Genomic DNA, 26212 nt, shown 5'->3' with positions numbered 1-26212 from the left:
GTCAGGTGGTTACGGTCGTGTTACCGCCCCCGCCGCGACGGGTCGCGGTTTGGTCACTCCGCTACTCCAGTCCGAGCGCGTCGCAGAGCGCCGCCACGTCCAGGTTGTCGGCGACGAGCGCGGCGGCGCGGTCGTAGGGGTCGCCCGACGCGCCGGCGTCCGCGTCGGCCTCGGGCGTTCCCGCTGTCTCCGCTCGTTTTCCCCCTGTCGCGCCCGCCGCTCGCGTCGCCGGACGGTCGCGCCCGGCGGACTCGTACACGGCGTCCACGAACGCGTTCCGCGGCGAGTCGTTGGCGAACAGGTCGTGAATGTACGTCCCCGCGACCCGTCCGAGCGCCGCGCCGTCGCCCGAAACCGGGGTCGCGTCGCCGACGATTCGGCTGTCGCCCATGTGTATCTCGTAGCCGTCGATAGCTCCCGTCGCGCCGGCCAAGGGTCCCGCGCCGTCGAACTCGACGGAGACGGGTTCGACCCGCTTGTCGCGGGAAAAGCGCGTGACTATCGGCAGCAGGCCGAACCCTTCGACCGTCTCGTCGGCCGCCGCCCCCTCGATGTCGGCGTTCTCGATGGTCTCGCCGAGCAGTTGGTAGCCGCCGCAGATGCCGACGACCGGGCCGTCGAAGGCGGCGAGTTCGTCGCCGAAGCCGGCGTCGCGGAGCGCGAGCAGGTCGTCGACCGTGTTCTTGCTGCCGGGGAGGACTACCCCGTCGATGCCGTCGAGCGTCGCGTCGAGCGGGAGGTAGGCGACCCGGACGCCCGGCGTCTCGGCCAGCGGGCCGAAGTCCGTGGCGTTCGAGATGCGCGGGAGTCGCGGCACGCCGATTGTGACGGCGCGCTCGGCCGCGACGCCGTCGTCGTCGCCGACGGTGGCGCGCTCGCCTTCCGCGGGGAGCGCGAGGCTGTCTTCTTCCGGGAGACCGGGGTCGTCGTAGGGAAGCACGCCGAGGACGGGCACGCCGGTCCGCTCCTCGATTTCGTCGAGCCCCGGTTCGAGGAGGCTCGGGTCGCCGCGGAACTTCGTGATGACCGCGCCGACGACCCGCTCGCGCACGTCTTCGGGCAGGAGTTCGAGCGTCCCCAGCAGGCTGGCGAAGACCCCGCCGCGCTCGATGTCAGCCGCGATGAGGATGTCGGCGTCGGCGAAGCGGGCGGTCTCGATGTTCGCCAAGTCGCGGTCGTGGAGGTTTATCTCGGCGATGGAGCCGGCCCCCTCGGCGACGACCACGTCCGCCTCGGCCGCCAGCCGACGGTGCGATTCGACCGCCGCGTTGCGGGCGTCCTCCCAGTGGGTCGCGTAGTAGTCGCCCGCGGAGTTGAGGCCGACCGCCCGACCGTGGACGACCAGTTGCGACGTGCCGTCGCCGTGGGGCTTGAGCAGGACCGGATTGTGGTCGGTCGTCGGCGCGACCCGCGCGGCGCGGGCCTGCACGTACTGCGAGACGCCGATTTCGCCGAAGTCGTCGCCGTCGGCGGTGGCGACCGCCCGGGCGTTGTTGCTCATGTTCTGCGCCTTGAACGGCGCGACAGAGAGGCCGCGGTCGGCGAACAGGCGACAGAGCCCGGCCGCGACGGTGCTCTTGCCCACGTGGCTCGCGGTCCCCGCGACGAGGAGGGTCGGCGTCGTCATCTGCCGGGAGTCAGGGCCGCGCGGTTCAAAGGTGTTCGTTTCGGGCGCGGGAGGGCGGCCCCATACCGCGACCGACGGCGTCTTCGAACGCCCCGACGACGTTCCCCGCCATACTGTGGTGGTCACGTCGATTCTGTGAAATGTTGCCGGAAGTGGTGCGTTTAGTTCGCTCGCCCGCTCGGTCTATCATGAATGAAGAAACAGTTACTCGTGACGGACTTCCTCGACCGGGCCCGGACGTACTACGGCGATTACGAGGCTGTCGTCGGCGTCGACGGGGAGCGCTTCACCTACGCGGAGTTCGGCGAGCGGGTGGACAGGTTTTCGGCGGCGCTCCAATCCCGCGGCGTCGAGAAGGGCGACCGGGTCGCGGTGCTCGACCCCAACACGCACTGCCACCTCGAAGCGGCCTTCGGCGCGATGCAGTGCGGCGCGCTCCACGTCCCGCTGAACTACCGGCTCACGACCGAGGACTACGAGTACCTGCTTTCGGACTCCGGCGCGAGCGTGGTCTACGCCGACTACCAGTACGCGGGCAAAATCGAGGCCGTCCGCGACGACGTGCCCGCCGAGGTGTTCGTGACGAACGACCCCGCCGCCGTCGACGGCGACTGGCTCGACTTCGAGGCGTTCCTCGACGAGGCCGACGCCGACGACTACGAGCGCCCCGAGATGTCCGAGGACGAACTCATCACCATCAACTACACCTCGGGGACGACCGGCGACCCGAAGGGCGTCTGCCGCACCCACCGCACCGAGTCGCTCCACGCCCAACTGGTGACGATTCACCACCACATCGCCGACGACGACGTCTACCTCTGGACGCTCCCGATGTTCCACGTCAACGGCTGGGGCCACATCTACGCCGTCACCGGCCGCGGCGCGAAACACGTCTGCACCCGCGGGGTCGACGCCGAGCAGGTGTTCGACGCCATCGCCACCGAGGACGTGTCCTTTTTCTGTTGTGCGCCGACGGTGCTGTCGATTCTGCGGGAGTACGCCGAGGAACACGACCCCGCGTACGCCGGCGACAACCCGGTTCGCGTGACCGCCGCCGGCAGCGCCGCGCCGAGCGCGACGATTCGCCACACCGAATCCGAGTTCGGCTGGGAGTTCACCCAGCTCTACGGCGCGACCGAGACCGGCCCGCTCATCGCCACCTCGGACGCGAACCGACTCATCCCCGACGAGGGGGGGCTTCGGTTCTCGCTCAAACAGCGGCAGGGCGTCGCCCCGCTCGGGACCGACCTGCGCGTCGTCGACGAGGACGGCGAACGGGTCCCGCGCGACGACGCCACCATCGGCGAGGTGGTCGTCCGCGGCAATCAGGTGATGGAGAAGTACTGGAACAAGCCCGACGAGACCCACGACGCCTTCAACGACCGCCTCGAAGGCTGGTATCACACCGGCGACCTCGCGGTCGTCAACGAGGACGGCATGATAGCGATTCAGGACCGCAAGAAGGACATCATCATCTCCGGCGGCGAGAACATCTCCTCGGTCGAACTGGAGGACACGCTGTTCGACCACGACGCCGTCGGCGACGTGGCGGTCATCCCCGCGCCGTCCGAGAAGTGGGGTGAGACGCCGAAGGCGTTCGTCGTCCCCGCGAACGGCGACGTGGAGAACCCCGGCGTCACCGCCGAGGAACTGAGCGAGTACACCCGCGACCGCCTCGCCGGCTACAAGGCCATCCGCGAGTTCGAGTTCGTCGAGGAGATTCCCAAGACGGCGACCGGTAAGATTCAGAAGTACGAACTCCGCAAGCGCGAGTGGGACGACGAGGAGCGGATGGTCGGACAGGGGTAGGCGGCGACCCGACCCCCCGGCGACCCCTGACTCAGCGGCTCCCCCGACCCGTTTCGACGCTCGTCTCCCGGTGAGTCGGCCGCTTCGCCCGCAAGATATTATTGGCTCACCGAGTATCTCGTATCTAACATGTTTTCTCCGAGTTCAGGAGGCACCTCCGCCGGCGCGATTCTCTACGTCGCGGCCGACGGCGCTGCCTCCGATGCGGTCGTCTCGGCGCTTCGGGACGCCTTCGAGCGCCCGGTCACGCGCGCCGAGAGCGTCGACGCCGTGCGGTCGGCGCTCGACGACCGCACCGTCTCCTGTCTCGTCGCCGCCGCCGACCTCCCCGACGGACTCGAACTGGACGCGCTCGTCTCCCGCGACGGCTCCCGCGCCGAGTTTCCGGTCGTCGTCTACGCCGCCGCGGGCGACGAGGCGTTCGCCGCTCGCGCCGTCTCGCTCGGCGTCGACGACTACCTGATCCGCGACGACGCCGACGACTCCCACGCGGCACTCGTCGCGTCGGTTCGGTCGCTCGTGGACCCGGACACCGGCGACTCCCGCCCCGTCACTCGGAGTCACCGCGTCATCGTCGAGGCGATGGAAGACGGCGCGTTCGTCCTCGACGACCGAAGTCGCGTCGAGTACGTGAACCCCAGAATCGAGGAGATAACCGGGCGCGCCTCCGAGACGCTCCGCGGCGAGCAGTTCGAGTCGCTCGTCGACGCCGGCCTGTTCCCCGCGGGCGAGTACGAGCGGTACCGCGACGCCGTCTCGCGGGTTCTCTCGGAGGGCGTCACCGAACGCCTCGACGTTCGGTTCGTCGACGCCGAGGGCGACCCGCGGCTGTTCGAACTCCAGCTCTCTCCGGCCGTCGACGGCGAGAAGGCCATCGGCGTCGTCGGCATCCCGCGGGACGTGACCGACCGCGAGGTCGCCACCAACCAGCGCGGCGAACTCCTCGAACGCATGACGGACGCCTTCTTCGCCCTCGACACCGACTGGCGCTTCGTCTACTTCAACGACCGCGCGAAGACCATCTTCAGCGAGGTTCGCGAGCCCGAACTCGGCGAGCGCATCTGGGACCTGTACCCGTCGGTCGTCGACACCGAACTGTTCGACAACTACCACGAGGCGATGCGGACCCAAGAGCCGGTGACGTTCGAGACCTTCTCCGAGGTCTACGACGGCTGGTTCGAGGTCCGGGCGTATCCCTCGCCGTCGGGCCTGTCGGTCTACTTCCGCGACGTGACGACGCGGAAGCGCTACCTCCACGCCCTCGAATCGACCAACCAGCGCCTCGAAACCGTGTTGCAGAACCTGCCGATCATCCTCTCGGCGTTCGACTCAGAGGGCGTGTTCACCATGTCCGAAGGGGCCGGTCTGGAGTCGCTCGGCCGCGACCCCGGCGAGGTGGTCGGCCGGTCCGCCTTCGAACTGTACGACGACACGCCCGCGGCCACCGACGCCATCGCTCGCGGGCTGTCTGGCGAGGCGGTCGACACCCGAGTCGAGTACCACGGCGCGGTCTACGACGTGTGGTACCGCCCTGTCTTCGACGACGACGGCGAGGTGTCGAAGCTCCTCGGCGTCGCCATCGACGTCACCGACCGCGCGCGGTTGGAGGACGGTCTCCGGTCGCTACAGGCGGTCACGAGGGACCTCATTCTCACCGAGAGCGTCGAGGAGGTCGCGGCGCTGGCGGTCGAGGCCGTCCCCGAACTCGTCCCCGGCGCCGAGGCAGCCATCTGGCTCGCCGACGACGGCGGGGGACTGTCGCCGGCCGCCTCGACAGGCGACGGGTTCGAGTCGACGGTTCGAATCGAGACCGTCCCGGGCGGCCCCGAGTCGGACGCGGTCACCCGAGTCGACTCCGCGGCCGTGGATGACCGGCTCCTTCCCCCCGAGTCGGACGCGGCGTCTGTCCTCCGCGTCCCGCTCGGGAGCCACGGTCTCCTCGTCGTCGCGACCGACGCCGACGCGTTCCTCGACGTGGACGTTGACCTGTTCGAGCTCTTCGGCTCGACGGTCGCCACCGCGCTCTCGGGAACCGTCCGCGAACAGGAACTCCGCAACCGCGAGGCGGACCTCGCCGCCGCCAACGAGCGACTCGACGATTTCGTCTCTATCGTCGCCCACGACCTCCGAAACCCGCTCGCGGTCGCCACCGGCTACCTCGACCTCGGGATTGAGTCGGGCGAGCGGGCGCACCTCGAACGCGCCGCCAACGCGGTCGAGCGGATGTCCGAACTGGTCGAGGAGGTGCTCGACCTCGCTCGCCAGCGGACGCCCGTGGTCGACGCCAAATCCGTCGACCTCGCCCGCGTCGTCGACCACGCGTGGCGCTTCGTCGACACCGGCGACGCGACGCTCGTCCGCGGGGAACTGTTCGTCGTCGAGGGCGACGACGGCCGCCTGCTCAGGCTCTTCGAGAACCTGTTTCGGAATTCCGTCGAACACGCCCGTCCCCCCGACGACCCGCTCGCCGTCCGCGTCGGCGCGCTCGACGACCGGTCCGGGTTCTACGTCGCCGACAACGGCGTCGGCATTCCCGAGGAGATACGCGAACGCGTTTTCGACCACGGCTACACCACGACGCCGCGGGGCACCGGCTACGGCCTCGCCATCGTCCGCGACATCGCCGACGCCCACGGCTGGTCCGTCTCGCTCGCCGAGTCGGCCGAGGGTGGTGCGCGGTTCGAGTTCGTGACGCCGTCGGAGCGATCGACGGCGACTGATTCGGGAGCCCTCGACGAATGACGCACACGATTCTCGTCGCCGAGGACGGGAACCACCTCGATGGAGCTCTCGCCGAGAGGACGGCCCCCGTGTCGGCCTCGCGCCCCGCTGTGCTCGACCCGGTCCTCGACTGAGCTTCGACCTCTCACCGAGCGACCGAATCGCACGGTATCGCGTCGTACACCCCGCTTTTCGGTCGTTCTCGATTCCTTAGATTCGGAAATCACGCTCTCTTTATATGCTATGGGGGGTCGTTCGTTCACTTGTTAGGTGAAAGACAATGGCCGCTAACTCACAAATCGAGATGCTGGGGAACAGGATGGACTTCGACTACTCGCAGGGCGTCACGGGCTACGTGCTCGTGCTGACCCGCCTCATCACCGGTTACTGGTTCTTCCACGCCGGTGTGACGAAGCTCGGCGGCTTCAGCGCCGCGGGCTACCTCGCGAACGCCCCCGCCGCCTCGCCGCTGCAGGGCTTCTTCGCGTGGGCCGCCGCGACTCCGTGGCTCCTCGAGTTCACGAACTTCATGATTCCCGTCGGTGAGACGCTCATCGGCCTCGGACTCATCGTGGGTGCACTCGTCCGGCTCGCCGCCTTCTTCGGCGGCGTCCTGATGGTGTTCTTCTACCTCGGGAACGCCGACTGGGCCCACGGCGTGGTCAACGGTGACCTGTTCGGGCTGATGATGTTCGCCATCGTCGGGACCCTCGCGGCGGGCCGCATCCTCGGCCTCGACGCCATCATCGAGAAGACGGAGTTCGTCCAACAGCGCCCCGCGCTCAAGTACCTCCTCGGCTGAGCGGGATATCCTTCCCCCCGCGCGGCCCTGTCGGTGCGCCGCGGTGACCAACCAACGCCACCGCACCCGGCGCGCTTCGGCGAACGAAAGAACACGGTGAACGACGAGACTGATTTTCGTGGCGTTACTGCTTTCCTCTGAGCCGACGGCGCGTACCGGAACGAGCGCCCGAACTCCCACTTATAACTGTCGCCGAGTTGCGCCCGTCCGCACTCGATAGTTCGGTTATATGCTCCCGTCGGGTGACCGCCACGTTGCCGCATGTCCCCTGACGACTCTCGGCCCTCCACAGGCTCGACGCGACGACAGTTCCTCGCCACGGGAACCGCCGCGGCGGCCGCGTCGCTCTCCGCGCTGACTGCCGGTTGCCTCTCGGACCTTCCCCCGCTCGGCGGTGCCCAGCGTTACGGTCGCCTTGAGATCCCCTCGACGCCCGCCCCGGCGTATCGGCGCTGGCTCCCAGCCCCGTCGAGCGTCGAGCGCCCGCCAGACCGGTACTACTTCAGTTCGTCTCGGAAGCCGAGGATGCGGCCCGAAGCTCCGCCACTCTTCGCCGCCCGGCAGGCGTACGACAAGGCGGCGCTGGACTACTTCGGCATCGGCTTCGAGCGATACGACCATTTCGTGGACTCGGTCTTCGGGAGCGTAATCGAGGCGTCGTTCGAGCGCTCGTCCGTCGGTCGGACGCTCACGGAAAGCGGGTACGCTCGGTCCGGCGCGTACCGCGGCTACGACGTGTTCGTCCGCAACGACGGTCCCCGTCGGGTCGCCGTCGGCGACGATGCCATCGTGTTCACGAGCGCGAACCACCACGACGAACCGAATCTGGAAGCGCTCGTCGATACCGGCGCGGGCGAGCGACCCCGGTACCACGAGGTCGACTCCGACTTCGAGCAGTTGACCGCGGCGGCCGGCGGGCCATCTCACGTCGGCGTCAACACGACGATTCACGACCCTACGGGACGGCCGGCGATGCTCGCCGACGGCTTCCGGTTCGACCGCAACAACGCCTATCAGGTCGTCAACTACCAGTACACGACCGACCGCGTTCCCACGAAAGAGGCGATCGAATCGGCGTTCAGGCGAGAGCACTATCGCTTCGCCGACGCCGCCGAGACCTTCGACGTGTACGTCGACGGCCGACTCGCCACGGTCGAGACGCGCGTGCCGCTCCGGCCCGACGGCGAAATCGACCCGCGGTACCGGCTTCCGCAGGTGACGTGGGGGTTGGCCTACGACGAGGCGTCCGACCGCGTTACGGTACGCCACGAGGCAGGCGAGACCGTCCCCGCAGACCGGCTCTTCTACGACCTCTCCCTTCCCGAAGCCCCCGGCCGCGTCGAGAAAAAACCGCTCTGGCCGGGAGCCGAGACGGTCGCGCCCGGCGCGGAGGCGACCATCGACCTCGGCGACTCTCCCGGTGCCGACCGAGCGAGCGTCGTGTACTCGATAGGCGGCACGCACTTCGCCGTCCTCTTCGGCCGCGAACTCGGCGGTGAGACCGATGCGTGACGCTGGCTCGTGCGCCCGAGTCGGCCGCTTTCGACACCGCTGTTCTCCCCCGTGCCAGCCTTCCGTTCCCTCGCACCGGCCTCACCTCCCGCCGCGACCACCGTTCTCACCGGGCGGCAGTACGACTAGCTTCGATTCCCACACGGACGATGAGACACAGCACCTATGGACGAGTCGGATGACCCGTAGAGACGAGATGGCAGACGTCGACCTGGCGACCGTCGTCGCGCTCCTCGACGACGAGCACGTGCGGTCGATTCTGACGGCGACGAGCGAATCGCCGCGGTCGGCGAAGGAGCTCAGCGAGCACTGCGGTCTCTCCACGTCGTCTATCTACCGCCGTCTCGACCGGCTCGTCGACGCGGACCTCGTCGCCGAGCGGACGCGACCTCGGGCCGACGGTCACCACGAGACGGCGTACGTCTCCCGAATCGACCGGTTCGAGGTGACAGTCCGCGACGGCAACCTCTCGTGGGAACTCGACCGCCGGAGCGACGACGTGGCCGACCAACTGACGCGCATGTGGGGGCAGTTCTGATGGCGCTCCCCGGCTTCGGCACTCCTATCGGACTCCTCGCCGGCGGCGCGGCGACGCTCTCCGCGCTCGTCGGCCTCTACATCGGCTATCAGGCCTACCGCGGCCTCCGACGGAACGACGAGCGGTCGATGCGGTGGCTCTCGGTCGGCATGATTCTCCTGTTCGGCGTCACCTACACGCTCGCGGTCGCGGGGCAGGGCCTCGTCGCGTTCCGCCTCGTTCCCATCCACTTCCAAGGGGTCTTCCGGCTGCTCGTCAGACTGACGCAACTCGCCGGATTGGGCTGTATCGCCTACTCGCTCCGTATCGCAACAGGGCGGTAGGCGTCGGTTTCCACTACTTCCTGTCGAGCCTGCTGAGGCCCTGCCAAATCGCCTCGATGAGCCGCGCTTCTCCGTCGAACTCGCCCGCCTCGCCGTCCCCATTCGCAGAACTGTCCTGTTTTGCCGCTTCCGCACCGTCGACGTCGTCCCAGCCGCGGGCGATGGCGTCTTCGAGGACGGAAAGCGAGTGGTTCTCGAAGTTGTTCATGCCCCGGAACGATTCGAGCGCCGCGACGGCCTCGTCGTCGAACTCGCCGCTCGGCGTCCCGTCGTAGAAGCCGAGGTCGGCTAACGTTTCGAGCACCGATTCGGCCGTCTCGCCGGATAGCGACCGGGTCTCCTCGGGCGCTTCGCGCTCCAAGAGCGTGATGTCGTACAGCTTGAACACGCGTTCGAGCTCGTCTATCGGGTGGTCGTGGTCGTCGACGCGAACGTCGACCCAGCGGTCGTTGCCGCCGTCGTAGCCGCCCTCGGGCTTGGCGATGTACATCGCCGCCGACTGTTCGCCGCGCTTGTCGCCGCCGGCGTCGTTGCCGGCGTGGAGCGCCGCGAGCAGGCGCTCGGGGAGGCCGCCGTCGGTCGTCTCGAACGCCTCGGCCATCGCGTCGAGCGTCGCCTCGTTTTCGAGGATGTTCCCCTGGACGGTGTAGTGCTCTCCTTGGATGTCGCCGGCCACGTCGAAGCACTCCTCGCCGGTGAAGGCCGCGATGCTCCCGTCCGCCCCCACGACGCCGACCTGCCTGCTCGGGGCCTCGCCGTCGGCGTCGGTCAGTTCGGCGACGACCTCCTCGGCCGAATGCCCCTCGCGCAGGAGGTCCAATCCGTCGGGACCGTAAGCGACGTTCGCGAAGCTCTGGGTGGCGATTGCGCCGGCGTCCGCGCTGACGAACGGGACGACGGAACCGACGCTCACGAACTTCGACTGGACGGCCACGCCGACGGCGTCCTGTTCCGGGTCGCGGGCGACGATTGAGAAGGTCGACGGTCGCGGTGTCATGGTCGGAACCGACGGACGCCGGGCGAATAAGGGTTCACGTCCCGGCGGAACCGTTGGGGGAGGTCGGGTCGCCCCGCGGCCGGCGCGGCCGGCTCGGTGGCCGCACGCCTCGGCGGCGACTACGCCGAGATGCGGTCGATGTGCGACTCGATAGCCGCCCGGAGCGACTCGATGGACTCGTCGGGCTCGAACACCGTCAGCCGGCGGGCGCGCGTCCCGGTCAGAATCGAGAGAAACAGATCGGCCTCGGCCTCGGGGTCGATTGCCTCGAACTCGCCGGCCTCGATTCCGCGGACGAGGATGTCCCGCAGCAGCTCCGTGAGTTCGTCGTCGATGTGGCGATACTCCTCGCGGTAGTCCTCGTCGTGCCGAGCGTTCATCCGCAGTTCGAACATGGACAGTTGGAGCCGGTAGGCCTCCTCGGAGAGCGTCTCCGGGAGGAGCGTCTCGACTACCGTTTCGAGTTCCTCTCTGGGCGTGCGGTCCCCTCGGGGGAGGCCGTCCAGGAACTCCGCGAGGACGTAGTCGAGGAAGTCGACCAGTAGCTCGTCTTTCCCGTCGTAGTGGTAGTACAGGAGTGCCTTGCTGTTCTCGAACTCGTCGGCGATGTCCTGCATCGTCAGGTTGCCGTAGCCGTGTCTCTGTAGCGCCCTGTACGTCGCCTCCATGATGCGCCGCTTCGCCGGCTCCAACTCCTCGGCACGCCCGTCCCGCGTCATGTTCCGGGAGTTCGCGTTCGACGGACGTGTCGCTTTCGGGTCGTCGCGGGCGGGCGCTTGGGTCCCACATCTCACTTCCGTGCCTGCAACGCGAACAGGAGCGCCACCGACCCGACGAGAAGCGCGAGGAGCGCGACGACCGACCGTCCGCCGGTGACGCCGGCGTATATTCCGTAGCCGAGCGTCGCCCCGGCCGCATACACGAGGGTGCTGCTCAGCCCGTGGACGGCCTCGATTCGGAACGTCGAGGGCTCCCGCCCGACCTCGCGCGCGATGCTGAACCCGTGTTTCCCCACGTCCCACGCGAGGAGTACGAGGAACGCGGCCGCGAGCAGGAACGGCGGTGTCAGACCCAAGACGCCGGCGAGCACGACTGACCCCGCGAGGAGCGCGATGCCCGGCGCGTAGGCCGACTCGACGCCGAACGTGAGTGCACCAGCGAGCGAGAGCACTCCCAGCGCGCCCATCGCGAGCGCGGGGACCGAGACCGCGGTAATGACGGCCGCACCGGTCGCGGCCGCGAGCGCACCGCCGCTGCTCCGGAGCGGCGGGGCGCTATCTGGACGTCGTGGCACGGCTTTGACCACCGCGCGTCACCTCCCGTAGCGGTTCGGTCGGGTCCCAATCGCTCGCGGGGATACCGGCCGCTCGAAGCCGCCGCAGCCGTCGCTCCCTCGCGAGCGACGCGTATCCGGACTCGTAGCCGCGAGCGTGCGTCCGAGCCGTCGGGTCCGGACTGAGAACCGAAACGGGGTGCCCGTGCGCGTCGAACCGCCGCGCGGCGGTCACGCTCGCGTCGTCGGAGAGCGGCGAGACGAAGACGACCCGCGTGTCCGCCCGAACTCGCCGGTGAATCTCGTGAACTGCCGCGGACGCGTCCACCTCGCCGTCCGGAGGCTCCCATCCGAACGCGGGGTTGGCCACCAGCGCCTCCCGAAGCCGGCGGTGGTGGTCGCCTCCGCGGCCGGGCGGGAGCCGACAGGACCGCGGTGAGAGCGCCGCGAGACCGACCGGCACGCCCGCGGAGCGGAAGCGAGAGGCGAGGGCGTCAGCGGCGGCGACGCCCTGCTGGACGACCGGCTCACCGTTGCCGTCGCCGTCGCCGTCGCCATCGCCCCCGCCACCCCATGCGACGTAGGCCTCGGTCCGCGCGTCGACGACGACGAGCACTCGCTGGCGTCGGTGTTCGTGAAACGCCACCGTCGAGAACTCCCCCGTCTTGGCCTTCCGTCTCCAGTCGATTCGCGATGGGGGGTCACCCGGTCGATACTCTCTGACGGAGTGGAACTCGACGCCCGGCCCCGGGGCGTCCGACCGCGACCGACCCGCTCGCGTCGTCGTTCTCGCGGGGGCGCGACCGGAAAGCGGTTTTGCCGGCGGGCGGCACGAAACCGTCGTCTCGGTGTCGACGAGCGTTTCCCGCTTGCGTACCCCGAGGGCGTCGCGCGTGACGACGAGCGCAGGGTCGAACGCGTGGTCGCCGCGGACGGCTTCGACCGTGTACGTGACGCTCGCACGCTTCCCCGGTCGGAGCGCGGTCGCGAACTTCGGCGACCCGTCGACCACGGCGAGCCCCGGCGGAACCCCGTCGACGAGTCGGAGGTCCGCGAGCGTCGCGTCGCCGACGTTCCGAACCGAGAGGGTCACCTCGACCTCGTCGCCGACCGCGGGTTCGGCGTCGCTGACCGCTCTTTCGACCGCCACCGCCTGCGATGGGGTCGGAACCGCGCGGGCGTACCCCGAGACGGTGATTCCGAACAGCGCGAGGAGGAGCAGTCCCGGTCGCAGCGTGACGATTCCGAGCCCGCCGACTGCGAGCGCTGCGGCGGTCACGCCGTGGACCCGGTCAGTCGCCGACTCGCGTTCGAGGCTCTCTTCGCCGTCCGGGAGATATCGGCTCGTCCGCACGGCGGGTTCGTCCCCGAACGCCGCCCGAACGTCGGCCGACGGGGCCGGTGTCACGTCGCCCGCGCCGGACCGCTTCGACAGCGCGGCAGCGGCGCGACGCGCCCGACGAGCGAACGGCGGCTCGCCGCGGACCAGCGCGCGGGCGTATCCCGAGGGCGACAGCGACGGGACGAGGTCGCCGGCGAAGAACGCCGATGCGAGCGGGTCGTCCGTCCAACTCCCGTCGCGGAGCCGCGTTTCGACCTCACTCGGGCTCGGCCCGTCACCCCGAGAGAGCACGCTCGTCGCCGCGCCCCGGAGGTCGTCGCGGAGCTCCCGGCGGTTCGCCGGCTCCGCGTCGCGCCGGTCGGTCCACTCGATTGCGTTCACTCGCCGGGCGAACTCCGCCCCCGACGGGTCGTACTGCGGACGACGCTCCGGCGAGGGGAACGCGTCTGCGGTGGCCGCCTTTCCCCCACTGTCGCTCGCGGCGTCCCCGCTGAGAGCGTTCAACAGCGAGCGGGCGGCGAGGGCGGCGGCGGCGACGCCGACGACGGCGACGGGTGCCGTTCGGGCGGCCCCTGTAAGTGAGACGCCGCGGGCGACGCCCGGAGAAGCGACGAGCAGTACGCCGACGAGGCCCGACGCGAGGCCGACGAGCAACAACCCGCGGCGAGCGCGGCTCACGGTTCGCGCCCGTCCGGCCAGTTCTCGTCTCGCCGCAGCGCGTCGAGCGCGTCTTCGGCCCGTCGCTCGCGCTCGTCGGTCGGCCGTTTCCCGCCGTACCGAACTGCGCGGAACAGCTCGGTGAGTGACTCGACTGTGCCCGCGGGCAAGCCGGCGTCGGCGGCCGTGCGGGCGAGTTCGGCCGGCGTCTGTCGCGGGGTGGCCGCCGCGCCGAGCGCGGACACCATCGCGAACCAAGCGCGGGAGATGCCGTTCGCCGGCGGGCCGCCCCAGTCGGACGGCGCCGGCGCGTTCCGTTCCGACGGTTTGTGGTCCGCGCCTCCCCGCTCCTCCGTCGTCTCGGCCGCCCGCGCGTCGTCGTCGGTGAGTCGGCGGAAGACGAGCACCACCGCACCGACGACGAGTGCGCCCCCGACGGCGAGGCGCGAGCGCAGTCCGCCGGCCGGCGACGACTGCTCCCCGAGACTGCCGAGTACGCCGTCGTCCGGAAGCACCAGCCGACCGACTGAGGGTCGGTCCGGACGGTCGGGTTGCCTGCTCGGCCCCGACTGCTCGCGGGGCGCTACCGACCCATCGGCCGACTCCGCGACGGCCGGTCCGTCCGGTCTCGCGGCGTCGAGCGACCCCGCGGCGAGGCCGAGGGTGATGAGCGCGAACGCGGTGATGGCGAGGGCGGCGACGTGGGTGGTTCGCATGGGTGTGCGGACTGTGTCGGGTCGTCACCGCCTCGCGACGAGGCCGATGAGGGCGACCAGCGCGACCAGCGCGCCCCCGAGCAGTACGCCCGAGAGGTCCGACGACGCGTCCATGCTGAGCCAGAGCCCGCTGACGAGACAGGCCAGCGCACCGGCGGCAGCAGCTGTTTCGAGGGGTCTGACGGCCGCCGGGCCGTCGCCGAGTCGTCCGACCACAGAGCGTCCGAGCACGACGAGCGGGAAGACGCCCGCGACGACGACGCCGAGGTGAATCGCCACGACGCCGGCGATTTCGAGTGGTGGGACGATGCCACTAGTGGCCGCCCCGAGGGCATACGTTCCGAGGAGCCCGGCGAGGAAGGCCGCGAGGAATCGTTCGACGCTGTCCGTCGAGACGCGGGGGAGGGTGTCCGTAACGGGAGCCATGCGCAAACATTTCAATTCATTGCTAAAAATACCCGAGGTTCCCCGACCGCGGGCGAGCGGTTCCGGTCGGCTGCGACCGAAGGTACTTTATGATTTTAGGTTGGCCTAAAAATATGGGAGAAGACGACGCCTCTCGAATCGGGCTGACGCGGCGACGGTGCCTCAAACGTGGCGGTGCGGCCGCCGCGGGCGGATTGCTCGCCGGGTGTACGAGCGACCCGTCGGGGTCGACAGACTCGACGGCGACCGAAACCGCGGACGCGACCGCGACCACGACGACGTCCCCCACCGAGACGGAGACGACGACCGACGGTGAGGGGGACAGCGGTTCGTACTCGGTGTCGATGGCACCGGTCGGCGAGGTCGAGTTCGACGCCGTGCCGACGAGCGCCCTGACCTACTACCCGGTGTCGGCCGACGCGGCGGTCGCCTTCGGCCACGGCGACGCCATCACCGGCATCGGCTACGACAAGGAACTGTTCGGCAACACGGTCGACTACTACTACGACGCGCTCGACGGCGTGGAGTTCGAGTGGGAAGAGCTCGGCCGCGTCACGCCGGCGTCGAACCCGAACGCCCTCGACAGAGAGCTGTTCTACGAACTGGACAGCGACGTTCACTTCCTCGACCCGGCTCTCCTCCGGAGTAGCTCGTTCGATTGGTCCGAAGACGAGGTCGCGTCGATCGCGTCCGACGTGGGTCCGTGGTTCGGCAACTACTACAGCCGGACGAACGCCGAACCGCCGGAGCCCTACCGCGACCGCTACGAGTACTACACGCTGTGGGAGTACCTCGGCCACATCGCGGCGGTGTTCCGGGAAGAAGAGCGCTACCGAGCGTTCAAGTCGCTTCGCGACGAGCTCGTCGCCCGGATACAGGCCGACCTCCCGCCGGCGTCCGAGCGGCCGTCGCTCGCGGTCGTCGCCTACACCGGCGGGACGTTCTGGCCGTACGACTTCACGCAGGACGGCTTCCTCTGGGCGCACCTTCGACCGTTCGGGATGCCGAACGCCTTCGCGGCCACCGACGCCGAGACCGGGTCGGGCGGGTCGTACGACTACGAAGCGATGGTCGAAACCGCGCCCGACGTGGTCTTCCGGTACTGGGGGACCGCGCTCGGCGACTCGTTCAGTTCGAACCGCGAGGCGGTGCTTTCTGACCCCCTCGCGGACGAGGTGCCCGCGTTCCGCGACGGGCGGTACTTCCCGTCCGGAAACGGGATGCAGGGGCCGATTATGAACCTGTTCCAGCTGGAGATGACTGCGAAACAGCTGTTCCCCGACCGGTTCGGGGAGTGGCCCGGCTACGGCGATGGCGAAGCGTACCCCGAGATACCCGAGGACGGGCGGCTGTTCGACCGCGACCGCGTCACCGATATCGTCACCGGCGAGTTCTGACCGTCGGCCGAGCGACGGCCGGGAAATCTCGGTCGGCGACGCCGCACCTCGAACCGCAATTATTAGATTCGAAACCGAGCGCCGTCTCGCTCGGTCCCTAACTATAGAGGTCGAACCTATGTGTCGCCTCGGGAGTTATCATTTGATAACTACCGATGACGACCTCGAAATCTCCGCACATCGTCTACGTTGACGACGATTCGGCGCTCTTGGACCTCGGCGAGACGTACCTCCGAAAGCTCTCTTCGTTCGAGGTGACGACCTGTGCGGACCCCGAAGTCGCGCTCGATATCGTTCGTGATTCTGATATCGACTGCGTGGTCAGCGACTACGACATGCCGGCGATGACCGGCGTCGAACTCCTCGAAACGGTCCGCGAGGAACACGGCTCGCTCCCTTTCATCCTCTTTACCGGCAAGGGGAGCGAGGAGGTCGCGAGCGACGCCATCTCCGCGGGCGTCACCGACTACCTGCAGAAACAGCCCTCCTCCGAGCAGTACGAACTGCTCGTCAACCGCATCGAAAACAGCGTCTCGGAACACCGGGCGACCCGCCGCGCGGAGCGCTACGAGACCGTCCTCGAAGCCCTCGGCTACCCCGTCTACGTCGTCGACGAGCGCGGCCGCTTCACCTACGTCAACGACGCCTTCGCCGACCTCTCGGGCCACGCCGTCGACGAGATTCTCGGGCGCGGCCCGGAACTCGTGAAAGACGACGGAGACGTGCGGAAGGCCGCCGACGAACTCGGGGGGATTCTCTCGTCGCGCGGCCCCGACACGACCCAGTTCGAAATCGAGATACGGACGGCCGACGGCGAGGTAGTCCCGTGCCGCGACCACATGGGGTATCTCCCCTACGAGGGCGAGGCGTTTCGTGGCTCGGTCGGTATCCTCCGGGACATCTCCGGTGAGCGGGCGCGCCGGGACGAACTCGCCCGCGACGAGCACATCATCCGCGCCGCGGGCGACCCGGTTTACTCGCTCGACTCCGACGACCGCTTCGAGTACGTCAACGACGCCTTCGTCGACCTCGTCGGCCACGACCGCGAACGCGTCCTCGGCTCGCACCTCTCGTCGTACCTCCCCGACGCGGACTACGAGACCTACGAGTCGCTCCGGGCGTCGCTCGGCGACGGCGCGGAGACCGACCGGCTCACCTTCGAGACGCAACTCCTCGCGGCCGACGGCGACGGCCGCGACCGCGTGCCCATGGAGTGTCACCTCACGCTCTTACACGACGACGGCTGCGAGGTCGTCGGCACGACGGGCATCCTCCGGGACATCTCCGAGCGACTGGCCCAGGAGGCCGAACTGTCGCTGATGCGCCGCGCCATCGACGAGGCCTCGGTCGGCATCACCATCACGGGCCCGAGCGAGGACGACTGTCCCATCGTCTACGCCAACGGCGCCTTCGAGGACCTCACCGGCTACGACGCCGAGGAGGTTCTCGGCGAGAACCACCGCGTCCTGCAGGGACCGGACACCGCCGAAGAGGACTGCGAGCGGTTCCGCGAGGCCATCGCCGACGAAGAGCCGTGCAGCGTCGAACTCCTCAACTACCGCCGCGACGGGACGCCGTTTTGGAATCAGTCCGAGATAACGCCGGTCCACGGCGACGACGGGAGCGTCACGAACTACATCGGCTTCCAGCGCGAGGTGACAGAGCGCAACGCCCGCCAGCGCCTGCTCGAACGCCAGAACGAGCGCTTCAGCGAGTTCACGCGCGTCGTCTCCCACGACCTCCGGACCCCGCTGACGACCGCGCGGGGGTACTTCGACATCGTCGCCGAGTCGCCCGGCGACGCGGACGCCGAGGACCTTCGAAAGCTCGGACAGAGCCTCGACCGGGTCGAAGAGTTGCTCTCGGACCTGACTGCGCTCGCTGCGCAGGGTGATGCGGTCGCCGAGCCGGAGCCCCTCGACTTCCGGCGCGTGGCCGAACGCGCGTGGGAGACGGTCCCGACCGCCGACGCCGAACTGCGGTTCGACCGGACCGACGGCGGCGCGTCGCGGACGATAGCGGCCGACGAGAGCAGGCTCCGACAGCTCCTCGAAAACCTGTTCGAGAACGCCGTCGTCCACGGCGGCGAGGACGTGGTCGTGACGGCCGGCCGGACCCGAAGCGGGTTCTTCGTCGAGGACGACGGCGAGGGCTTCCCCGACGGCACGCCCCCTCACGAGTGCTTCGAAGCCGGGGTGAGCGAGCGCCGCAGCGGCGGTCTCGGCCTCGCCATCGTCAAGCAAATCGCGGCCGCCCACGACTGGACGCCCGCCGCCGAGTACGGTTCGAACGGGGGCGCGCGGTTCGTCTTCACCGAGTCGACGACGGTCGCGAGACCGCCCGCCCAGCGATAGCGGGGCGACGGCTGACGCCCGCGCCGCCGATTACAATTTCTAAAATTTTCACACTTTTTGGCCGACTAGTCCCGGTTCGTCACTCGTTCGGGGCTCGCGGCGGCCGTCCGCACATCCTTAAGAACCCCTCGGAGAGTTAGACACCCATGGTCACGAATCGCATCACGGTGTCGCTCGACGAGGACGCCCAGTCGGCGCTCGACGGCCTCGCCGGCCGGACCGACAAGGCGCAGAGCGAACTCGTCCGGGAGGCGCTCGTCTTCTACGCGGCCAACTTCGAGGCGGCGACGACCGACGCCGGGCCGAACCTCGAAGCCTACCACCAGATGCTGTCGAGCGGCGAGCACGTCCTCCTCGACGTGGATTTCCTGCACACGTTTCTCGACTACGTCGAGGACGACGACGGCGACCCCGACCCCGCGTTCCTCGACGCCGTCGACCGGGTGGCGTCGTTCCACGCCCACGAGTACCGCGACCGGTTCGAATCGCTGGGCGAACTCCTCGACTGGCTGTCGTTCTGCGGCTTTCTCACGGTCCGCGCCTCCGAGGGCGACACCTTCCACGTCGTCTTCCCCACCGAGTCGGTCAAGTGGTTCATGTCGCGGTTCATCGCGCTCAGCACCGAGCAGTCCCCGTTCGACATCGAGGTCGAAGAGGGCGTCTCGAAGGTGCTTCTCACCGAGGTTCGGTGAGGTCCACACTCGCCGCCGATTTCACACTCGTTCATACTCCTTCATACGCGCTATCTCGGCGGTACACGGCCTTCTCAACGGGGATTTATCAATCAGAGTTTGATACGTCAATCCACCCCACAGGTAGAACCATGAACATCATCGAACGCTTGAAATCTATCGGCCCGGGCGCGATGGTCGCCGCCGCGTTCATCGGTCCCGGCACGGTCACGACCGCGAGCGTGACGGGCGCGCGATTCGGCTACGCGCTCGTCTGGACGATCGCCTTCTCCATCGTCGCCACCATCGTCCTTCAGGAGATGAGCGCCCGACTCGGCCTCGTCTCCCGCGAGGGGCTCGGCGAGGCGCTCCGCAGCCAGTTCGACAACCCCGTGCTGTCCGGGGTGAGTATCGTGCTCGTCGTCAGCGCTATCGGCATCGGCACGGCCGCCTACGAGACCGGGAACATCCTCGGCGGCGCGGCCGGACTGGAGGGCCTGACCGGTATCAGCGCCAATCTCTGGGGGCCCGCGATGGGCCTCGTCGCCGGAGCCCTCCTGTGGTCCGGCAAGTACAAACTCATCGAGAAGGCCCTCGTCGGTCTCGTCTCCATCATGGCCGTCTCCTTCCTCATCGACGCCATTCTCATCGGTCCCGACCTCGGCGCGCTCGCCCGCGGGTTCGTCCCGAGCGTCCCGGAGGGGTCGGCGTTCCTCATCACCGGCCTCATCGGGACGACCGTCGTCGGCTACAACCTCTTTCTCCACGCCGGGAGCGTCCAAGAGCGGTGGGCCGGCCCCGAGGAGCTAAACGAGTCGCGGGCCGACACGATTCTCTCTATCGTCCTCGGCGGCTTCATCACTATCTCGATTCTCGTCACCGCCGCGGCGGCGTTCCCCGTCGGAACGAACATCCAGAACGTCAGCACGATGGCCGAACAGCTCGAACCGCTCGTCGGCACGCAGGCCAAGGTGTTCTTCGGCATCGGGCTGTTCGCCGCGGGCTTCACCAGCGCGACGACCGCCCCGCTGGCCGGTGCCTACGCGACGGCGGGGGCGCTCGGCTGGGACACGGACCTCAAGTCCACGAAGTTCCGCGCCGTCTGGGGCTCCATCCTGCTCGTCGGTATCGTCTTCTCCGCGGTCGGCTACAGCCCCGTGCAGGCTATCGTCTTCGCGCAGGTCGCGAACGGCGTCCTCCTGCCCATCGTCGCCGTCTTCCTCATCTACGTGATGAACGACCGCGACATCCTCGGGTCGTACGCCAACACCACGCTCCAGAACGTCGTCGGCGGGCTGGTGACGCTCGTCGTCGTCTGGCTCGGCCTCCGAACCCTCTATACGGTCGCCGCCGATATGGGGGTGTTCTGATGGACGCAGAAACCCGAATCGGCGTCGACGTCGGCGGCACCTTCACCGACGTGGCGCTTTTGACCCCAGAGGGCCGCCTCGTCACCGCGAAGGTTCCGAGCACGGACGACCAGAGCGTGGGCGTCGTCCGCGGCATCGAGAAGGCCTGCGACGACGCCGGCGTCGACCCGGCCGAGGTCGACGCGTTCACCCACGCGATGACCGTCTCCGTGAACGCGCTCCTCGAAGACGACGGCGCGAAGACCGCGCTCGTCACCACCGAGGGCTTCCGCGACGTGCTCGAAATCGGCCGACAGGCCCGTCCCGACCTCTACGACGTGACCGCCGACAAGCCCGACCCGCTCGTCCCGCGCCGCCGCCGGTTCGAGGTGACGGAGCGCGCGACGGTCGAGGGCGTTCAGACCGAAGTCGACGAGCGCGAGGTCCGCGCGCTGGCCGACGACATTCGCGACTGCGGCGCTGAGAGCGTCGCCGTCTCGCTCTTACACGCCTACCAGCACCCCGAAAACGAGCGCGTCGTCGCCGACGTGCTCCGCGAGGAACTCGACGCGCCGGTCTCCGCGTCCCACGAGGTGCTCGCCGAGTTCCGCGAGTTCGAGCGTACCTCGACCACCGCGGTCGACGCCTACGTGACGCCCGCCATCGACAGCTACCTCGGCCGCCTCGAATCGCGGGCCGCGGACCTCGGCGTCCCGGTTCCCAAAATCATGCAGGCCAACGGCGGCATCGCCCCGGCCTCGACCGTGCGCGAGCACGCCGTGACGACCACGATGTCCGGCCCGGCCGCGGGCGTCGTCGGCGCGGCGGAGACCGCGACCGACTCCGGCGACGACCTCGCGGGGCTCGTCACCTTCGACATGGGCGGCACCTCCAGCGACGTGAGCCTCGTCCGCGACGGTGAAGTCGAGCGGACCACCGACGCCGAAATCAACGGCCGGCCAATCAAGACGCCGATGGTGGACGTGAACACCGTCGGCGCGGGCGGCGGTTCCATCGCGTGGGTCGACTCGGGCAACGCGCTCCGGGTCGGGCCGCGGTCGTCGGGCGCGAACCCCGGCCCGGCCTGCTACGGTCGCGGCGGCACCGAGCCGACCGTGACGGACGCGAACGTCGTCCTCGGCTACATCGGCGGCAGTTCCGCCCTCGGCGGCGAACTCTCCCTGGACGTGGACGCCGCCCGCGACGCGCTCGCGGGACTCGCCGACGAGGCCGGACTGGACGACGCGCTCGCGGCCGCCCGCGGCGTCTACCGCGTCGCCAACGCCAACATGACGCGGGCGATTCGCGCCGTGACGGTCGAGCGCGGCCGCGACCCGCGGCAGTTCGGCCTCGTCGCTTTCGGCGGTGCCGGCCCGATGCACGCCGCCGCCCTCGCCGAGAGCCTCGACATCGAGACCGTGGTGGTCCCGCGGGCCTGCGGCGTCCTCTCGGCGTACGGCCTGCTCGCGGCTGACCAGAAACACGACTCGGTGCGGACGCTCCGCCGACCCCTGTCCGGCCTCGACGCGGAGGCGGTCGACGCCGCCTACGCCGACCTCGAAGCCGACACCCTCGAAGACGTGGCCGACCCCGCCGACGCGGCGGTCCGGCGCGCCGCCGACCTCCGGTACGTCGGCCAGAGCTTCGAACTGACCGTCCCCGTCGGCGAGACGTTCGACGCCGAGGCGGTCGAAGCGCGGTTCCACGAGGCCCACGAGAGCGCCTACGGCTACCGCCTCGACGACCCGGTCGAACTCGTCAACGTCCGGGCGACCGCCGTGGTCGAGCGCGACCCGCTCGACGTGACCTACCGCGGCGGCGGCGACGCCCGCAAGGACACCCGCGAGGCCTTCTTCGACGGCGAGTTCCGCGAGACGCCCGTCTACGACCGCGACGGCCTCGGCGCGGGGACGACCGTCGAGGGGCCGGCCATCCTCGAACAGCACGAGAGCACCGTCGTCGTACCTCCGGCGTGGGGTGGGACGGTCGGGGCCGACGGGACGCTCGTCCTGACGAGCGGGGGTGACGGCGAATGAGCGACCGCGAGGTCGACCCCGTGACGCTCGAAATCATGCGCAACCAGTTCGAGAGCGTCGCCGAGGAGATGGGACAGGTGCTCATCACCTCGTCGTACTCGCCGAACATCAAGGAGCGCCGCGACTGCTCGACGGCGCTGTTCGACGCCGACGGCCGCCTCGTCGCGCAGGCCGAACACATCCCGGTCCACCTCGGCGCGATGCCCGAGGCCGTCGACACGGTCCTCGACTACGACCCGGAACCCGGCGACGTGTTCGTCCTCAACGACCCCTTCGAGGGCGGGACGCACCTCCCCGACGTGACGATGGTGTCGCCGCTTTCGGTCGACGGCGAGGTGCTCGGCTACGCCGTCTCGCGGGCGCACCACGCCGACGTGGGCGGGATGACGCCCGGCAGCATGCCCGCCGGCGCGCGCGAAATCTATCAGGAGGGGCTTCGACTCCCGCCGGTCAGACTCGTCGCCGGCGGCGAGACCAACGACGACGTGCTGTCGCTGCTCCTCGCCAACGTCCGCAACCCCGGCGAGCGCCGCGCCGACATCCGCGCCCAAATCGCGGCGAACGAGCGCGCCGAGGAGCGACTGGCCGACCTCGTCGGGGAACACGGCCGGTCCCGCGTTCTCGCGGCGTTCGACGCCGTGATGGACTACTCCCGGAACCGCGTCACCGCGGAACTGCGCGACCTGCCCGACGGCGAGTACCGCGCCCGCGACGTGCTCGAAGGCGACGGCGTGACCGACGACGACATCCCCATCGAGGTGACCGCGACGGTCGACGGCGACACCGTCGAGTTCGACTTCGCGGGGACGGCCGACCAGGTCGCCGGCAACGTCAACGCCCCGCTGGCGGTCGCGAAAAGCGCGGTGTACTTCGTCGTTCGCTGCGTCACCGACCCGGAGATTCCGCCGAACCAGGGCTGTTACGACCCCATCTCGGTCGAGGTCCCCGACGGCTCGCTCCTCAACCCCGACGCCCCGGCGGCGGTCGTCGGCGGCAACGTCGAGACCAGCCAGCGCGTGACCGACGTGGTCTTCTCGGCGCTCGCCGACGCGGCCCCCGAGCGCGTCCCCGCGCAGGGACAGGGGACGATGAACAACCTGACCATCGGCAGTCGCGCCGGCGGTTCGGACGGCTTCACCTACTACGAGACTATCGGCGGCGGCTTCGGCGGCCGCGCGGGCGGAGACGGCATGGACGGCGTGCAGGTCGGGATGACGAACACGCTCAACACGCCGGTCGAGGCGCTGGAAGCCGAGTACCCGCTTTTCGTCGAGGCGTACGGCCTCCGCGAGGGAAGCGGCGGCCGCGGCGAGTTCCGCGGCGGCCTCGGCATCGTCCGGTCGGTCACCGTCGAGGCCGACGCGACCGTCTCGCTTCTCACCGAGCGCCGGCGGGTCGCGCCTCGGGGTATCGCAGGCGGCGAGGACGGGGCGACGGGACAGAACCTCGTCGACGGCGAGGCGGTCCCGTCGAAGACGACCCGCGACGTGCCCGCCGGCACGACCGTTACAGTTCGGACGCCGGGCGGCGGCGGCTACGGCGACCCCGACGACCGCGATGCCGACGCACGCCGCCGGGACCGCGAGGACGGCAAGGCGGAGTAGCAACCGAAGGTGGCTGTGACGGTCTCTGACCGCCTTTACACGCGGGAATTAGTTATTCTGGCACTGTTGACGCCTGCAGTCGCTGAGTGTTTGTCGAGTTCATGCTGAATAGAGCGCGCAGCATCCAGCGTACGAGATGAAACGTGAAAAGGACAATTTCTAAACACGTCCGCCCCTCTTTTTGAGTATGCCCTCCGAAACGGCCGAAAAACTCCAGTCAATCCGTACCCAGACGGACCTCCAGACGTTGATTCATGCCCTCGCACTGATTGTACTTGCTGATATTGGGTACTTCGTTTCCGATGGTAACGAACACTTCTTCCTGTTTGCCACAGTTGGAATTGTTGGTGGTATCATCGCCGTTAGTGCCGCCATCTCTGTCATACGCCGATTCTGATTTCGCCGGCCGTCGTTTGCAATGCTACGCGGACGCGTCCGTCGGGTTGGATTGACGTCCTTTGGTGATGCTGAACGCGTCCTCTCTGTGTCACCCGTATTCTGTTAGATTCTGGTGTGGTTAACAGAGCCAGATAATATTATAGACAACTGATTGGTCTGGTGTTTAATGTTGTCGAAACGCTGATTTTGGAGTGCTTTTGGGTACTATCTGAATACAGCACGAGAAGATGAGGGCAACTATGAGACGAATTTCACAATTTGTAAAATTTGCAGAAATTTCACGAACTCATATCAGAGTTCAGTACTCGATAACCGTTATCTCCTCGACGGGCCACTGGCTGAGCAGTTCGACGCCGTCGTCGCGGACGACGACCATCTCCTCGACGCGGACGCCCTGTCTCCCCGCCGGCTCTTGGGTCTCGACGGCCATCGTCATTCCCGCCTCGATTTCGATGGGATGGTCCGGCGAGAGGCCGCGCCAGATGAGCGGTACCTCGTACAGTTGAAGGCCGAGGCCGTGGGCCCAGTGATTGGTCGTCAACTGCCAGTGGTCGTCCGCGCCGTACCAGTCGGCGTGTTCGCCCGCCATGTCCGGGAACGCCGCCGCGATTTCGTCGGTGGTCTTCCCCGGCTCGATTTCGTCGAGGACGGCGTAGAGGTTGTCGCGGGCCGTCTCGTAGGCGTCGCGCTGTTCGTCGGTCGGTTCGCCCATCGAGAAGGTCCGGTAGTAACACGACCGGTAGCCGAGGTAGCCGACGTTGTAGAAGTCGGCGTAGACGAGGTCGCCGGGGCGAATCAGTCGGTCCGTGGTGTTCGCCTGATGCTTCGGCCACGTGTTCGGCCCCGACGTGAGGTAGCCGCCCTGCGCCATCGCGCCGTGTCGCCAGAGTTCGCGGACGGCGTCGCCCCACACCTCCGACTCCCGCGCGCCCGGCTTCGCGTTCTCCGCGATGGCCTGAAAGCCCGCCTCGCAGACGGCCGCGACCTGCCGCAGACACTCGATTTCGTCTTCGGTCTTGGTCTTTCGGGCGTCCTCCATCACCGCCGCGCACTCGGCCGGTCGGGCGTCGATGCCCTTCGATTCGAAGGCGTCGAGCAGTCCCGCGTGGCCGGTGTCGATGCCCATCGCCTCGTTCGCGAGGCCGTACTCGTCGAGGGCGTCGACGACGGTCTGGGCCATCTTGTCGAGGAGGAACGACCGGGCCGAGTCGCGGCCGGAGGCCCGCGGGACGTTCCCCAGTCCGGGACAGGCGTAGCGAACGTCGGTCAGCCACGGACAGTTGTATCGCTGGTTGCTCGCGTGGTCGGCGGTGTCCCAGTGGACGACCGTGCCGTCTTCCAGAAGCAGCGAGTAGTGGTCCGCACCCGACCCGCCGGTCATCGCCAACCCGGTCACGTACCGGATGTTCGGGTCGTCGATGAGGAGCATGCTCCCGAGGCCCGCCTCGCGCATCCGCGAGAGGGCGCGGTCCTTCCGCTCCTCGCGCATCCGCTTCACGTCGATGCGCTGTTCCCAGTCGACGGCCATCGTCCCGCGGGTCCCGCTCATGAACCCCCGCTCGTGGAAAGGCATACGCCCACCACTCGTGACTGTCACATTAATTTGTTGTAGACGAGCGTTGCGAACATGCCTCATGATTTATTGTCTCATACGTGAAT

At 68.6% G+C, this 26212-nt stretch carries 21 protein-coding genes; 13 read left to right on the top strand and 8 right to left on the bottom strand.

Annotated features, from left to right (window positions below; genetic code table 11):
• Positions 1 to 61: 61 nt before the first annotated feature.
• Positions 62 to 1627: a cobyric acid synthase gene (locus ABY42_RS17530; protein ID WP_050460315.1), complete on the bottom strand. Its 1566-nt coding sequence runs from the start codon at positions 1625 to 1627 to the stop codon at positions 62 to 64.
• A 192-nt stretch (positions 1628 to 1819) separates the two neighbouring features.
• Here ABY42_RS17530 and ABY42_RS17525 point away from each other — a divergent pair, with 192 nt between their 5' ends.
• From ABY42_RS17525 to ABY42_RS17500, 6 genes are all read left to right on the top strand, one after another.
• Positions 1820 to 3436, top strand: coding sequence for a long-chain-fatty-acid--CoA ligase (locus ABY42_RS17525; protein ID WP_004978241.1), 1617 nt, complete (start codon positions 1820 to 1822; stop codon positions 3434 to 3436).
• Positions 3437 to 3565: 129 nt separating this feature from the next.
• On the top strand, positions 3566 to 6178 hold the full coding sequence (locus tag ABY42_RS17520; protein ID WP_050460314.1) for a PAS domain-containing protein: 2613 nt from the start codon (positions 3566 to 3568) through the stop codon (positions 6176 to 6178).
• A gap of 298 nt (positions 6179 to 6476) precedes the next feature.
• Positions 6477 to 6959, top strand: coding sequence for a DoxX family protein (locus ABY42_RS17515; protein WP_050460313.1), 483 nt, complete (start codon positions 6477 to 6479; stop codon positions 6957 to 6959).
• Between the two features lie 525 nt (positions 6960 to 7484).
• Positions 7485 to 8471, top strand: a complete 987-nt coding sequence (locus tag ABY42_RS17510; protein ID WP_231608416.1) for a hypothetical protein — start codon at positions 7485 to 7487, stop codon at positions 8469 to 8471.
• 196 nt (positions 8472 to 8667) lie between these two features.
• Positions 8668 to 9009, top strand: a complete 342-nt coding sequence (locus ABY42_RS17505) for a helix-turn-helix domain-containing protein (protein ID WP_156224449.1) — start codon at positions 8668 to 8670, stop codon at positions 9007 to 9009.
• Positions 9009 to 9332, top strand: coding sequence for a DUF7521 family protein (locus tag ABY42_RS17500; RefSeq protein ID WP_050460310.1), 324 nt, complete (start codon positions 9009 to 9011; stop codon positions 9330 to 9332). Before ABY42_RS17505 ends, ABY42_RS17500 begins: the two co-directional genes overlap by 1 nt.
• Positions 9333 to 9345: 13 nt before the next feature.
• Here the strand turns inward: ABY42_RS17500 and ABY42_RS17495 are convergent, their stop codons facing one another.
• The 6 genes from ABY42_RS17495 to ABY42_RS17470 form a co-directional block, all read right to left on the bottom strand.
• Positions 9346 to 10329, bottom strand: a complete 984-nt coding sequence (locus ABY42_RS17495) for a DUF1028 domain-containing protein (protein WP_050460309.1) — start codon at positions 10327 to 10329, stop codon at positions 9346 to 9348.
• A gap of 119 nt (positions 10330 to 10448) precedes the next feature.
• Positions 10449 to 11048, bottom strand: coding sequence for a TetR/AcrR family transcriptional regulator (locus tag ABY42_RS17490; protein WP_050460308.1), 600 nt, complete (start codon positions 11046 to 11048; stop codon positions 10449 to 10451).
• A 71-nt stretch (positions 11049 to 11119) separates the two neighbouring features.
• Positions 11120 to 11545 carry a DUF7519 family protein gene (locus ABY42_RS17485; RefSeq protein WP_049905317.1) on the bottom strand — a complete coding sequence of 142 codons (426 nt, stop codon included), beginning with the start codon at positions 11543 to 11545 and terminating at the stop codon, positions 11120 to 11122.
• Between the two features lie 58 nt (positions 11546 to 11603).
• Complete coding sequence (locus ABY42_RS17480; RefSeq protein WP_082220728.1) at positions 11604 to 13598, bottom strand: DUF58 domain-containing protein; 1995 nt, start codon at positions 13596 to 13598, stop codon at positions 11604 to 11606.
• A gap of 20 nt (positions 13599 to 13618) precedes the next feature.
• Positions 13619 to 14317, bottom strand: coding sequence for a DUF4129 domain-containing protein (locus tag ABY42_RS17475; RefSeq protein ID WP_004978258.1), 699 nt, complete (start codon positions 14315 to 14317; stop codon positions 13619 to 13621).
• A gap of 24 nt (positions 14318 to 14341) precedes the next feature.
• Positions 14342 to 14743: a hypothetical protein gene (locus ABY42_RS17470; RefSeq protein ID WP_004978261.1), complete on the bottom strand. Its 402-nt coding sequence runs from the start codon at positions 14741 to 14743 to the stop codon at positions 14342 to 14344.
• Positions 14744 to 14856: 113 nt separating this feature from the next.
• On the opposite strand from ABY42_RS17470, the gene ABY42_RS17465 reads away from it, so the two are divergent.
• The 7 genes from ABY42_RS17465 (at position 14857) to ABY42_RS17435 (ending at position 24551) form a co-directional block, all read left to right on the top strand.
• Positions 14857 to 16140 (top strand): ABC transporter substrate-binding protein, encoded by a 1284-nt coding sequence (locus ABY42_RS17465; RefSeq protein ID WP_050460305.1) that lies wholly within the window; start codon positions 14857 to 14859, stop codon positions 16138 to 16140.
• Between the two features lie 155 nt (positions 16141 to 16295).
• Complete coding sequence (locus tag ABY42_RS17460; protein WP_004978264.1) at positions 16296 to 18494, top strand: PAS domain S-box protein; 2199 nt, start codon at positions 16296 to 16298, stop codon at positions 18492 to 18494.
• A 146-nt stretch (positions 18495 to 18640) separates the two neighbouring features.
• Entirely contained in the window at positions 18641 to 19186 is a 546-nt protein-coding gene (locus ABY42_RS17455; RefSeq protein ID WP_004978266.1) for a ribbon-helix-helix protein, CopG family, read from the top strand.
• A gap of 131 nt (positions 19187 to 19317) precedes the next feature.
• A complete protein-coding gene (locus ABY42_RS17450; protein WP_004978267.1) occupies positions 19318 to 20535 on the top strand; it encodes an Nramp family divalent metal transporter in 1218 nt (405 codons plus the stop codon).
• Positions 20535 to 22550 (top strand): hydantoinase/oxoprolinase family protein, encoded by a 2016-nt coding sequence (locus tag ABY42_RS17445; RefSeq protein WP_050460304.1) that lies wholly within the window; start codon positions 20535 to 20537, stop codon positions 22548 to 22550. The genes ABY42_RS17450 and ABY42_RS17445 overlap by 1 nt, the downstream gene beginning before the upstream one ends.
• Positions 22547 to 24154 carry a hydantoinase B/oxoprolinase family protein gene (locus ABY42_RS17440; RefSeq protein ID WP_050460303.1) on the top strand — a complete coding sequence of 536 codons (1608 nt, stop codon included), beginning with the start codon at positions 22547 to 22549 and terminating at the stop codon, positions 24152 to 24154. The genes ABY42_RS17445 and ABY42_RS17440 overlap by 4 nt, the downstream gene beginning before the upstream one ends.
• Before the next feature lie 187 nt (positions 24155 to 24341).
• Positions 24342 to 24551 carry a hypothetical protein gene (locus tag ABY42_RS17435; RefSeq protein ID WP_050460302.1) on the top strand — a complete coding sequence of 70 codons (210 nt, stop codon included), beginning with the start codon at positions 24342 to 24344 and terminating at the stop codon, positions 24549 to 24551.
• Between the two features lie 300 nt (positions 24552 to 24851).
• On the opposite strand, the gene ABY42_RS17430 is transcribed toward ABY42_RS17435, so the two are convergent.
• Positions 24852 to 26102 (bottom strand): M24 family metallopeptidase, encoded by a 1251-nt coding sequence (locus tag ABY42_RS17430; protein ID WP_050460416.1) that lies wholly within the window; start codon positions 26100 to 26102, stop codon positions 24852 to 24854.
• Between the last annotated feature and the right edge of the window lie 110 nt (positions 26103 to 26212).

The organism is Haloferax gibbonsii (assembly GCF_001190965.1).
Lineage (GTDB): Archaea > Halobacteriota > Halobacteria > Halobacteriales > Haloferacaceae > Haloferax > Haloferax gibbonsii.
Note: the sequence above shows the minus strand (reverse complement) of the source record. Positions and strands in the feature narration are given on the sequence as shown.